At 48.0% G+C, this 12,404-nt stretch carries 14 protein-coding genes and 1 CRISPR repeat array; all 14 genes read left to right on the forward strand.

Going from position 1 to position 12,404, the window contains the following annotated elements:
- Positions 1-345: 345 nt before the first annotated feature.
- Positions 346-837: a CRISPR direct-repeat array (repeat unit 29 nt; unit sequence GTTTTGAGCCTACCTATGAGGAATTGAAA).
- A gap of 75 nt (positions 838-912) precedes the next feature.
- The 14 genes from ULO1_RS00125 (at position 913) to ULO1_RS00190 (ending at position 12,402) form a co-directional block, all read left to right on the forward strand.
- Positions 913-1,296, forward strand: a complete 384-nt coding sequence (locus tag ULO1_RS00125; protein ID WP_079932622.1) for a hypothetical protein — start codon at positions 913-915, stop codon at positions 1,294-1,296.
- On the forward strand, positions 1,274-1,462 hold the full coding sequence (locus ULO1_RS00130) for a hypothetical protein (protein ID WP_078666607.1): 189 nt from the start codon (positions 1,274-1,276) through the stop codon (positions 1,460-1,462). Before ULO1_RS00125 ends, ULO1_RS00130 begins: the two co-directional genes overlap by 23 nt.
- 45 nt (positions 1,463-1,507) lie before the next feature.
- Positions 1,508-5,044, forward strand: a complete 3,537-nt coding sequence (gene mfd / locus ULO1_RS00135; RefSeq protein WP_079906150.1) for a transcription-repair coupling factor — start codon at positions 1,508-1,510, stop codon at positions 5,042-5,044.
- A gap of 33 nt (positions 5,045-5,077) precedes the next feature.
- Positions 5,078-6,169 (forward strand): peptidylprolyl isomerase, encoded by a 1,092-nt coding sequence (locus ULO1_RS00140; RefSeq protein WP_079906151.1) that lies wholly within the window; start codon positions 5,078-5,080, stop codon positions 6,167-6,169.
- A 270-nt stretch (positions 6,170-6,439) separates the two neighbouring features.
- A complete protein-coding gene (gene spoVT, locus ULO1_RS00145; protein WP_078666604.1) occupies positions 6,440-7,003 on the forward strand; it encodes a stage V sporulation protein T in 564 nt (187 codons plus the stop codon).
- A gap of 65 nt (positions 7,004-7,068) precedes the next feature.
- Positions 7,069-8,562 carry a nucleoside triphosphate pyrophosphohydrolase gene (gene mazG, locus ULO1_RS00150; protein WP_078666603.1) on the forward strand — a complete coding sequence of 498 codons (1,494 nt, stop codon included), beginning with the start codon at positions 7,069-7,071 and terminating at the stop codon, positions 8,560-8,562.
- An 82-nt stretch (positions 8,563-8,644) separates the two neighbouring features.
- Positions 8,645-8,917, forward strand: a complete 273-nt coding sequence (locus tag ULO1_RS00155; protein ID WP_078666602.1) for an HU family DNA-binding protein — start codon at positions 8,645-8,647, stop codon at positions 8,915-8,917.
- Positions 8,918-8,987: 70 nt separating this feature from the next.
- Positions 8,988-9,257 (forward strand): RNA-binding S4 domain-containing protein, encoded by a 270-nt coding sequence (locus tag ULO1_RS00160; RefSeq protein ID WP_078666601.1) that lies wholly within the window; start codon positions 8,988-8,990, stop codon positions 9,255-9,257.
- A gap of 64 nt (positions 9,258-9,321) precedes the next feature.
- Positions 9,322-10,284, forward strand: a complete 963-nt coding sequence (locus ULO1_RS00165; protein ID WP_078666600.1) for a SpoIID/LytB domain-containing protein — start codon at positions 9,322-9,324, stop codon at positions 10,282-10,284.
- A gap of 102 nt (positions 10,285-10,386) precedes the next feature.
- A complete protein-coding gene (yabP, locus tag ULO1_RS00170) occupies positions 10,387-10,665 on the forward strand; it encodes a sporulation protein YabP (RefSeq protein ID WP_078666599.1) in 279 nt (92 codons plus the stop codon).
- Between the two features lie 15 nt (positions 10,666-10,680).
- On the forward strand, positions 10,681-11,181 hold the full coding sequence (gene yabQ, locus ULO1_RS00175) for a spore cortex biosynthesis protein YabQ (RefSeq protein ID WP_079906152.1): 501 nt from the start codon (positions 10,681-10,683) through the stop codon (positions 11,179-11,181).
- A gap of 157 nt (positions 11,182-11,338) precedes the next feature.
- Positions 11,339-11,566, forward strand: a complete 228-nt coding sequence (locus ULO1_RS00180) for a sigma factor-like helix-turn-helix DNA-binding protein (RefSeq protein WP_079906153.1) — start codon at positions 11,339-11,341, stop codon at positions 11,564-11,566.
- Positions 11,563-11,940, forward strand: coding sequence for a septum formation initiator family protein (locus ULO1_RS00185; RefSeq protein ID WP_079932624.1), 378 nt, complete (start codon positions 11,563-11,565; stop codon positions 11,938-11,940). Before ULO1_RS00180 ends, ULO1_RS00185 begins: the two co-directional genes overlap by 4 nt.
- Positions 11,941-12,021: 81 nt before the next feature.
- Positions 12,022-12,402 carry a S1 RNA-binding domain-containing protein gene (locus ULO1_RS00190; RefSeq protein WP_078666595.1) on the forward strand — a complete coding sequence of 127 codons (381 nt, stop codon included), beginning with the start codon at positions 12,022-12,024 and terminating at the stop codon, positions 12,400-12,402.
- Positions 12,403-12,404 lie beyond the last annotated feature (2 nt).

Here is a 12,404-nt window from a genome sequence, read left to right on the forward strand (position 1 = left end):
AGAGATACCGTTATCCTTGCTAAACAACTGAATGATAATGTTTAAAAAAATTTATTTATAATATTTTTAGCAATTTTCATTCTGAAAAAGGGTACATCGCAAAAAGCATTCTTAGAGATTTTCCTTTCCTAATTGCCTGAAATCTGATATTATAGATTTGATCCATTGCTAGCATCCTTTCTTTACCCCCTTTAGCCTAGTCAACTAAAGGGTACAGTTTTTGAGGGGTGCCGGCAATGTTTTTTTTTCCAGTTTTGTGCTTGATTTTTAAATTTCCATTTGCTTGATTTTTATTTTACCGAAAACACTTATGAGGCGTATAGGTAATCGTCTAGCCCGCCAGGTGTTTTGAGCCTACCTATGAGGAATTGAAACTGGTTTTTGTAACTGTATTAAACGAGACCGATTATAGTTTTGAGCCTACATATGAGGAATTGAAACTCTTCCGCCGCACTTTCCCGGACTTAAAGCGGTCGGTTTTGAGCCTACCTATGAGGAATTGAAACTATTGAACTGGAATGATGTAATTCAGGGTATGATAGTTTTGAGCCTACCTATGAGGAATTGAAATTTTTAATGCTGATGTTGCTTATCAACTTGTTGACAGCGTTTTGAGCCTACCTATGAGGAATTGAAACATATCCCTGGTCGGGCTATTTTCCAGTGGGACGTCGGTTTTGAGCCTACCTATGAGGAATTGAAACGCAGTTGGTTGTTGATGCTATTGCAAATGCTGTTATTCGTTTTGAGCCTACCTATGAGGAATTGAAACATATAGCAAGAGAAGTAGCAAAGAAACATGGATATGTTTTGAGCCTACATATGAGGAATTGAAACGATTATCCTCAAAATTGTTTATCTTCCTTGCTTTCTGGATATACTGTACCCATAAACAAAATGGGAGGATAGGGCATGGAATTGGTCGCCGCATGCCTGGCAGCACTAGTAGCCGTCCTCTTTAATCGCCGGGTTCAAGCAGAGACCGGCTGGCAAATTGCAGTCAAAACCGCCCCACTAATCGAAGAATTAGCCAAAACCGGTTTCGCTAAAATCCTATCAGCCCAGGTATTACCCGTGCACCTCTACTTCGGCCTCATTGAAGCAATCTACGATGCCTGGGCCAAACCTGAGCGCCATCTTCTGCCGGCCCTGCTCAGCCTGCTCAGCCACGGCTTTTTCGGCTATCTCACTGTCAAAAGCGGCATCCTTGCTGCCCTGTTCGCCCATTTCTCCTGGAACGGTCTGATCTGGTACATGCAGAGGAGGAGGCAAAATGCGGGTAATATATTATTGTGAATTGTGTCAGGAAATCGTGGATGAATGGGAAATAGCCTTGACTGAGCCTGACAACCCATCTATAATGGAAATGCATATGGAACCAACCCTTTGTCCTGATTGCATGACAGCAATGGGTAAGGACGAAGGCTGGTTAGGCCAAATCAAGTACAATTACCTGCACTGATTTGTGCCAAATTGCACTTTCATAGTGGGGGAAGGAGAAGAGCAAATGACCAGAGGGCTGGTCGGGCCCTTGCTTCAGGCGAAAGAACTCCAGGATTTGTGGCGGGATTTAGGAGTAAAGAAAAAAACCGCCCTGGTCTATGGAGTAAGCGGAGCGGTGTCTGCTTCATTACTGGCGGCCTGGTACCGTTTGCGGCAGCAACCTCTGCTAGCCATAGTAAGGGATCTGGCTGATGCAAAACGTCTATGTGATGACTTGAGCACATTTTTGCCGGAAGAGGAGATTTTACTCTATCCGGCCCAGGAAATGTTACCATGGGACATTGAAGCCAGTAGCCGGGAGTTATTAACTGCCCGGCTAAAAGTGCTGGGCGCGCTGGCCAGAGGGCGCACCCCACTGATAGTGGCTCCCGTTGCTGCTTTAAGCCGGGCGGTCACACCACCGGAGCAATTCAAAAATTATCTGGTTACCCTGAACAAAGGCCAGGAAATAGAGCCGACCGCCCTGGCGGCTCAACTTCTCCAGATGGGTTATGAACGGGTATCCCAGGTGGAAGTAGCAGGGCAATTCAGCTGGCGCGGAGGAATTGTCGATATTTTTCCGGCCTCGGCCAGTGAACCGGTGCGCCTGGAATTTTTTGATGTAGAAATTGATTCCTTGCGCCTTTTTGACCCGGTGAGCCAGCGCTCTTTGCGGGAAATAGAGCAGGCGGAGATTCTGCCGGCCCGGGATTATTTTGCCACTGCTGCTGACTGGCAACAGGCAGCCAGGGTGCTGGAAAAAGAGTACCAGAATTTGCGCAAAAAACTGATCGGGCTTCAACAGAGGGAAGCAGTGGGGCGTTTGGATCAGAAGCTGAAGGATTTGCTGAGCCGGCTCAAGGAGGGCCTGATTCCTGCTGGTCTGGATGCCTTCGCCGCCTATGTAATGCCAGAAAAAGCTACCCTGCTGGACTACTTGCCGACCGGGGCGCTGATAGCCGTCGAAGATCCCAACCGGGTCAGGGAAAAGGCGCTGGCCTGGGATGATGAGCGTGGAGAAACCTTTGCCAGCTGGCTGGAACGGGGTATGGCTTTGCCCGGGCAGGAAGCTTTATATTTCAGCTGGGAAGATATATGGCGGCAGTTGACAGGAAGGCCTTTGCTGGGCCTGGCCCTTTTGCCCAGGGAGCAAACAGGCTGGCGGCCCGAACTTCTGTTAAACCTGAACAGCCGGACGGCGCCCCTGTATCAGGGAAATCTGGAAGAATTGACCCGCGACTTAAAAAATTACAAACGTCAGGGCTATGCCGTCGCCCTGCTTACAACCCATACCCAGCGCAGCCAGCAGTTGCTGGATTTATTGAAAGAGGCGGAGATTGAAGCTGTATATTTAGGCCGATTGCAGCAGGAATTTCGGACTGGAAATATCGTTATCACCCGGGGGGAACTTTCAGCCGGTTTTGAGTTTCCCCAGAGCAAAATCCTGATTTTAACGGAGAGAGAGCTTTTTGGCCAGAGCAAAAAGGGCAGAAAAGCCCGGGAAATTAAGCCTGCTGGCGGCCAGAAAATCAGCGCTTTTACCGACCTCAAGATCGGGGATTATGTAGTTCATGTCAATCACGGGATCGGGGTGTATGAAGGGGTTGAACAGCTGAGCGTTGGCGGTATTACCCGGGACTACCTGGTGGTAAGCTATGCCGGGGCCGATCGCCTCTATATCCCTACGGAACAGATTAGCCTGTTGCAAAAGTACATCGGTACTGATGGGCAAAAACCCAGGATCAGTAAACTGGGCGGGCAGGAATGGCAAAAAGCCAAGGCCAAAGCCAGAAGTGCGGTCAAAGAGATGGCCGAGGAGCTGATCAAGCTCTATGCTGCCCGCGAAGCCCTGAAGGGTTTTGTCTTTTCGCCGGATACCGTCTGGCAGCAGGAATTTGAACAGGCCTTTCCTTATGAGGAGACTCCGGACCAGTTGCAGGCTATTGCCGAAATCAAGGCCGATATGGAACGGCCCCGGCCCATGGATCGTCTCCTGTGCGGGGATGTGGGCTATGGCAAAACCGAAGTAGCTTTGCGGGCAGCCTTTAAAGCCGTAATGGACAACAAACAGGTAGCCATCCTGGTGCCGACCACCATCCTGGCCCAGCAGCATTACAATACCTGTCTGGAGAGGTTTCAGGGCTTTCCGGTTTCCATTGACCTGCTCAGCCGTTTTCGCAGTGCCCGGGAACAAAAAGCTACCTTAAAGAAACTGGCCAGTGGCCAGGTGGATATTATAATAGGTACTCATCGGCTGTTACAGGATGATGTAAAGTTCAGAGACCTGGGGCTGTTGATAGTCGATGAGGAACAGCGCTTTGGTGTTGCCCATAAGGAAAAACTGAAACAATTAAAACAGACGGTGGATGTCTTGACCTTAAGCGCAACCCCCATTCCCCGGACATTACACATGGCTCTGGCGGGGGTTAGGGATATGAGCTTGCTGGAAACCCCGCCGGAAGAAAGATATCCAGTACAGACCTTTGTGGTGGAATTCAATCCTCTGATGATCCGGGATGCTATCCTGCGGGAACTGGCCCGCGGGGGACAGGTCTATTTTGTTCACAACCGCATTGAAGACATGGATCGCATCTTTACCTTCCTGACCCAGCTGGTACCCGAGGCCCGCATAGCAATTGGACATGGACAGATGAGGGAAGATGAGCTGGAAAAGGTCATGCTGGATTTTCTCAACCAGGAATATGATGTTCTGCTCTGTACTACCATTATTGAAACCGGTCTGGATATTCCCAATGTTAATACCATCATTATCGATAATGCTGATACCATGGGTCTGGCCCAGCTCTATCAGCTGCGGGGCCGGGTGGGACGCAGTAATCGTATGGCCTATGCCTATTTAACCTATCGCAAGGATAAGGTATTGACGGAAATTGCGGAAAAAAGGTTGCAGACATTACGGGAGTTTACCGAGCTGGGTTCCGGGTTCAAGATAGCCATGCGGGATCTGGAAATCAGGGGGGCCGGCAATTTACTAGGGCCGGAGCAACATGGTCATATTATGGCCATAGGTTTTGACCTTTACACTCAGATGCTGGAGGAAGCGATACGTGAGTTAAAAGGAGAAATCAAGGAAGAACCGCTGGAAACTACTGTGGAAATTGCAATAGATGCCTATCTGCCTGCAGACTACATCGAAGATGGTGCGGTAAAAATGGAGATTTACCGCAAAATCATGCTCTGCCGCACGGAAGAACAATTACTGGATTTGTCGGATGAGCTGGTAGACCGTTTTGGTGATCCGCCTTTACCGGTGGTCAACCTGTTGACTATTGCCAGAATAAAAATTCTAGGCCAGGAAGCAGGCATTACCTATATCGGCAAACAACAGGAACATTTAATTATCAAGCTGGCACCTGATGCTCCTTTGGAGCCGGTCAAGATCCTGAGGTTACCGGGAAAGATTCGGGGGCTGAATATTGTCGGGGGTGCGGAGCCGGTTATAAGAGTGCCCTGGTCCAAACGGGACCCGGGGCTGAACTGGGTGGAAAAAATTATCAGGGAAATAAAATACTGTGGAATTGGTTCCGAGAATTTGGTATAATAAAAACAGTTTTCAGAAAGGGGATGTGATGGAATGTACAAACTGAAAAAACTGGTTGCGTCCGTACTGACCGCTGCCATGCTGGCCCTGGTAGCCGGTTGCGGTAGCAATGCGGTAGCTACGGTTAATGGGGAGGATATCACCAAGGAACAGTTTGAACGCCGCCTGGAAAAAATGAAAGCGGTATACAAGCAAAATGGAGCTAATTTTGACACCGAACAGGGTAAAGCTATGTTAAAGGCGATCCAGAAGCAGGTATTAGATGGCATGATCGAAGAAACTATCCTGTTGCAGGAAGCCAAAAAACAAGGGGTACTGCCTTCTGATGCCGATGTGCAGAAACGGGTAGAAGAGACCATCAAGAAATTTGAATCCAAAGAAAAATTCCTGGAAGCCCTGAAGAATTATAACATGGATGAAAAGGAATTTGCGGAGTGGACTAAACAAAACCTGGCTCTGGATGCTCTGTATAACAAGGTAACTGCTAACATCAAGGTAACTGATGAGGAAATCAAGAAATATTATGAAGAAAACAAGGAACAGTTCAAGCAACCGGAACAGGTACGAGCCCGTCATATCCTGATCAAATTTGATACCCAGCAGGAAAAAGTAGGCCGGACTGAGGAACAGGCCAAGAAAATGGCCCAGGACCTGATCAAGGAACTGGAGAAAGGTGCTGACTTTGCCAAACTGGCTAAAGAAAAGTCTGAAGACCCAGGCTCTAAAGACAATGGTGGCGAATACACCTTTAGCCGTGGTCAGATGGTTCAGGAATTTGAAGATGCGGCTTTCTCTCTGAAACCGGGCAGCTTTACCAAGGAACCGGTAAAGACCCAGTATGGTTATCATATTATTAAGGTAGAAGAACGCATCCCTGCTAAAGAACGGACTTTTGAAGAAGTTAAAGGGGAACTGGCCCTGCAATTGCCCATGCAAAAGAAACAGGAAGCTTTCGCCAAATATACTGCTGAGTTGAAGAGCAAGGCCAAAATCGAGATTAAGGACAAGGAGCTGGCCGCATCCCCGGCCCCTGCTCCCAGCAACGGTAGCCAGTTACCTCCGGGCCATCCCAGTACTTCCGGTGGTAGCAGCAGCGCACCCCAGCCTGTTAAACCGGCGCAATAACGAAGTTCGAAGTTCGAGGTACGAGCTTCGAGATGCAAAGAATTGGAATGCTAGGGTAGGCAGTTTAGAAGCGAGTATAACAAGGCACCGGAGGCGTACTGGAAGTACGTCGAGGATGCCGCAGCGACAGCTGACGCAGTAATACGAAGCCTATAATCGGCTGAGCATAAGAAGTCTGACAATTTTGGTAGCATAATTCCCTTCCCGCCGATAAATACTAACAGTGACAAAAAAATTGTCAGTTGGTATAAAGGAGGGAAGGGAATTGTCATGAAAGCAACAGGAATAGTTCGTCGGATTGATGACCTGGGACGGGTGGTAATACCGAAGGAAATCCGCCGCACTTTAAGGATCAGGGAAGGCGATCCGCTGGAGATTTTTGTCGATCGGGATGGAGAAGTGATCCTGAAAAAATATTCCCCCATTGGGGAACTGGGTGATTTCGCCCGGGAGTATGCCGAATCTCTGCATGAAGCAGTCGGCCATATCTGTTGCATTACTGACCGGGACAATGTCATTGCCGTAGCTGGAGGCTCTAAGAAAGAGTTTATGAATAAACCCATCGGTCCCGCAGTGGAAAAGGCGATGGAAGAAAGGAAAGCGGTTATTATCAATAACCCGGGTGAACATCCCCATTGCCTGGGTTGTCCTGTGGATGATGAAGATGACACCTGCAAGTTTACAGCGGAAGTAATAGCACCCATTATAGCTGAAGGGGATCAGATCGGCGCAGTGTTGATTCTCTCTAAAGACCCCAATGTCAGGATGGGAGAACTGGAACTAAAGCTGGCTGAGACTGCAGCGGGCTTTTTGGCCAAACAAATGGAACAGTGAAGCTGGCGGGTAGTATGCCTGAGGTATACTACCCTTTATTTTGACCGACTGGAGGAGGACGGAGGATGGCAGAAATATATATTGTCGGCCTTGGTCCCGGTGATGAGCAAACTTTCCCTCTGGGCAACTGGCAGTTGCTCAAGGGCTTTACCGGGCCGATAATTTTCCGTACATATAGACATCCTATTGTTGACTGGTTAAAACAACAGGGTATTACAGGCGCTAGCTGTGACCATTTTTATGAAGAAGCTGAGGATTTTGCTGCCGTATATGAAAAAATCGTACAGGAGCTGGTTGGACAAGCAACACAAAAGGGGCAGCTGGCTTATTGTGTACCCGGGCATCCACTGGTGGCAGAGACCAGTGTGCAATGGTTGCTGAAGCGCTGTGAGTCAGAGGGGATAACAGTCAGGATATTGCCGGCCATGAGTTTTCTGGATGCTATTTATGCAGCCCTGAAAATAGACCCGGCGCAAGGGGGGCTACAAATAATTGACGCTTTAGCGCTGGCCCAAACCCGGATCAATCCCAGAAATGGCCTGCTTCTGCTGCAGGTATATAACCAGCTGGTTGCTTCTGAGACTAAACTAACTTTGATGGAATTTTACCCGGATGAATATCCAGTTACAGTTATCCGGGGGGCAGGATTGGCTGACGAAAAAAAGGTAGTCATACCCCTGTATGAACTGGATCGTTTGCCCTGGATTGATCATCTCACCAGTATCTATTTAGCCCCCAATCCGGAGGGGAAACCTGAATTCGGCCATTATGCCCTGGAACCCCTGGCGACGGTTATGGAAAAATTGCGTTCAGAGCAGGGATGTCCCTGGGACCGGGAGCAAACCCATCAAAGCTTGAAACCTTTTTTAATTGAAGAAGCCTATGAAGTTTTAGAGGCCATCGACAACCAGGATATGGAGGCGCTTTGTGAAGAACTGGGGGATGTGCTGTTACAGGTGGTTTTTCATACACAAATTGCCCGTGAACATGAATATTTTGATTTAAATGATGTCATAATGGTAATAACTGAGAAAATGATCCGCCGCCATCCCCATGTCTTTGCCGATACACAGGTGGCTGATAGCAGAGAGGTGATACGTAACTGGGAACAGATCAAGGCCCAGGAAAAGAAGGAACAGGGCAAAGAGGAGAAATCGCTACTAGCGGGTGTTCCCAGATCCCTGCCGGCCTTGCTGCAGGCATATAAACTGCAGGCTAAAGCAGCCAAGGTGGGCTTTGACTGGGATAACTGGCGAGGAGCCTGGGACAAGGTTCAGGAGGAATTGCGGGAACTGGGACAGGTTTTAGATGACCGGCAAAAACGACAGGAGGAGCTGGGTGACCTGCTCTTCGCTCTGGTCAATCTGGCGCGCTTTTTCGACATTGATCCCGAGGAGGCACTAAAAGGAACTTGTAGTAAATTTCGCCGTCGCTTTGCCTTTATCGAGCAAACGGTAAGGGAGCGGGGCCAGAAGCTGGAGGAGCTGGCTCTGGCGGAATTAGACAAAATATGGGAACTGGCTAAAAACCATGAAAATATTTCTAAAAAAAATGGGTAAAAAGCAGGAAAATCAAGGGTTATAGCGAATATCCATATTTGGTAAATTAAACAGCTGTAAAACATAAACAGGAGGGATTTGTGTGAACAAAACCGATCTGGTAAACAGCGTAGCCGAGAAAGCTGAGCTGACCAAGAAAGATGCTGAAAAAGCCGTAAATGCTGTCTTTGCTTCAATTGAAGAAGCACTGAAAAAAGGGGAAAAGGTACAACTGGTTGGTTTTGGTACTTTTGAAGTTCGCTCCCGTGGCGAGCGCAAAGGCCGTAACCCGCAAACTGGTGAAGAAATTACCATCGCTGCTGCCAAGGTACCTGCTTTCAAAGCCGGTAAAGCTCTGAAAGAAGCTGTAATGTAATTATCAGCAAGAGCGAATAAAATCAGGTTCCACATGGAACCTGATTTTGTCATATTAAGGGGGAATCGGTTTGCGTTTAGACAAATTTCTTAAAGTAAGTCGAATTATTAAACGCCGTACTCTGGCCAAAGAAGTATGTGACGGTGGACGCATTCAGATCAATGGTCGGCCGGCCAAAGCCAGCAGTGAAGTTAAAGCAGGAGATATACTGGAACTGGATTTTGGCCAGCGACGTTTGCGGGTGCGGGTAGTGGAGATAAAGGAAAACGTTCCGGCCGCCCTGGCTGGCCAGCTTTATGAAATTCTGGAAGAGATAAAAGTCAGGGAAACCACTTTCTGATGTAATATTTTTGCCCTCCCAGGTAAAACTAAGCCTTGAAAAAAGGTGACAAGGAGGGCAAAATATGTTCAGGTGGGGATGGCAAAAAATCTTGCTGTCATTACTGGTGGTGATGACCCTGATAGGTGGAGGTTGTGCCTTACGTAAACCCTTACCACCCGGGCAACCGCCAGGGCCGGCCGGGAGAGAGTTTACTGAAGAACCAACTATATCACTCTATGACAACAAGACCAAACAAACAAAAAAAATCAAACTGGAAGAATATGTAGCAGGAGTGGTTGCAGCCGAAATGGATACCAGCTGGCCGGTAAATGCCCTGGGAGCTCAGGCTATTTTGGCCCGTACTTTTACCCTGGAAAATATCAAGGCTGGTCGGGTGAAAAAATTGTATGGGGCGGATATTTCTACTGATATTGAGGAATCCCAGGCCTATGCTCCGGAAAAAATCAATGATAATGTGCGCAAAGCGGTACAGCTTACCCGGGGCCAGGTCATTCGCTGGCAGGGTAAGTATGTTAAAGCCTGGTTTCATGCCTGCTGTGGCGGCAAAACCGCTTCGGCTAAGGAAGGCCTGGCTTATGAAAAAGAGCCTACCCCTTATTTATCAACGGTAGCCGATGGCTGCATGGCCATCACTACCCCGGAAAATAAGCACTGGGAAGTAAAACTGAGCGGGGAGGAACTGGCCCGGGCAGTAAAACAGGCAACCGGTCAGGACCCCGGTCAGGTAACTTCAGTGCAGATTATTAAACGCGGACCTTCAGGGAGAGTAGAATCTCTCAAGGTCGGGAATGTTGCCATTAGCGGTCCGGCATTACGGCTGGCAGTGGGCAGTGAAAAAATGCGCTCCATGATGCTGGAAGACATCCAGAATGCCGGCGGAACCTTCATCTTTAAGGGCAGGGGTTTTGGGCATGGAGTTGGCCTCTGCCAGTGGGGAGCAAAAAAAATGGCTGCAGAAGGGAAACAGCCCTGGAGTATAGTTAAGTTCTATTATAAAGGTGTTAAAATAGAAAAGTTATGGTAGCAAAAGGCCCCTGTTCCATAAAGGAATGGGGGCATTTTTGACATATTCAAGGGACAAGGGGCATAAATTAAAAATGAACAAGGGAAAAGGAGGGATAGTGGGATGGAGAGCAAGAAAACAGTAACTGGTCAGCGGTTGGAAGTGCTCAACCGGGAAGAAGTAATCATAACCGGGGTGGAGCACGTGGATTCCTTTGATGAACAGGTGATAAGCCTGAAAACCAATCTGGGCAACCTCATCCTGAAGGGTGAGGGGTTGAATATCACCCAGTTGAATATGGAGGAAGGCAAACTGGTAGTACAGGGCTACCTTTATTCCCTGACTTATGCGGAAACCAAAGGGGGCAAGAGCAAGGGAATTTTTGACAAGCTGCTCAAATAGAAAGGAGGGCGTTGAGTGGAACTCAGGCTTCAACTCCTTTCTTTTCTTTTTAGCTGGGGATTGGGAGCCTTGCTGGGCATTATTTTTGATTTTTATCGTCTCTGGTCGGAATTTTACCACTGGCCGAAATGGATTAAGGCCCTGGGAGATCTGATCTACTGGATTATAGCAACTATCCTGGTTTTTTTTAGCTTACTGGGGGTTAATGGCGGGCAGATGCGTTTTTATATTTTGCTGGCTGTAACTCTGGGTTTGGCCAGTTACTGGGTTTGGTTTAGCCCTCATGTTTATCGGATTATTTCGCAGATCTGGCGCCGGCTGGTAAATCTGATCAAGAGAATAATCTGGCTGGTGACCCGGCCTCTGGTCTGGCTGGGGATTGTTCTGGCCTGGCCGTGGCGCTGGTTGTTGATATTGTGGAAAAATTTGTGGATAAGATTGTGGATAAAACCTAAACGCAACCTTTACCAGCGCCTGGAGAAATGGTGGACAGAAAAAAAGGAGCGCCGGAAATAATTAGCAGCAGGAATTAACGATAACATGTAGAAGTATTGTAATGAATTTGTAATAAATGCACTACAGTTATCCACTGCTGTGGATAACTGTGTGGATAACTTGTTTATTATCCATATTTTTTGTGGACAAGCTGGGTATAAGTCCGGAGGAATGACAGGTGCAGATTGAAATTCGGGGTGTGGAAAAACTGAGCATCCGGGAACGCCAGGTGGTGGCTTTAAAAGAAATGGGCTGGTCGACAGATGCTGTGGCCAAGCAGCTGGGCTTAAGCCCGGCTACAGTGGCTACCTTATATAACCGCGCCCGAAACAAGGGCTATCAGGTTGTGATTGTGATGAGCGGGGATGTCCTGGGTTTGGGACAGCCGGAGGAGGATGAGGGATGAGTAAACGGGCTGAAGGAAAAATAGTGGATCTAAATCAGCGGCTGGAGAAGGAAACGCCGAAAAAGGTTAAGACCGGAAGTTCCAAATCCAGATTCTTCTGGCGCCGGGTAGTGGTGGGGATTTTTCTGGCATATAGTGTAATCGTAGTGGGCTCCTTTGTACACCAGACTGTAAAAATGAATCAGCTGGAAAAGGAAATCAGTTCTGTGCAAAACAAAATAAAAGCAGTGGAAATGAGTAATACTAAGTTAAAAGAAGAAATCAAGTTGTTACAAACTGATGAGTACATAGAGCGCCGGGCCCGGGAAGAGCTGAATCTGGTAAAACCAGGGGAAAAGGTGGTAATTCCCGCTGTCGGTAAGAAAAAACATTAAGGGAAAAAGGTTTTGCTTGACAGTTTTTTCTTGTAACCTATATAATTTTGATATATGACATTAAGGAGGAATTCTCTGTTTATGGCCATCGCAGTAGGGAGCATCGTTGAGGGAGTAGTTACCGGCATTACCAATTTTGGTGCTTTTGTGCAATTGCCGGACGGGCAAACGGGACTGGTTCACATTTCCGAGGTTGCCCATACTTATGTGAAGGATGTGCGGGATTTTCTCAAGGAGGGGGACACTGTACGGGTTAAAGTCCTGAATGTGGATGACCGGGGTAAAATCGGCCTGTCCATTAAACAGACTCAGGAAGCTCCGGAACGGGCAGACCGCAAGCGCTCTCAAATCAGTTTTGAGGAGAGGCTGGCCCGTTTTCTGAAGGACAGTGATGAACGGCAGGCTGATTTGCGGCGAGCTACCGAAGCCAAGCGGGGTGGCCGCGGCAGCAGAAGAGGATAAAT

Origin of the sequence: Carboxydocella sp. ULO1 (genome assembly GCF_002049255.1) — a bacterium.
Classification (GTDB): Bacteria; Bacillota.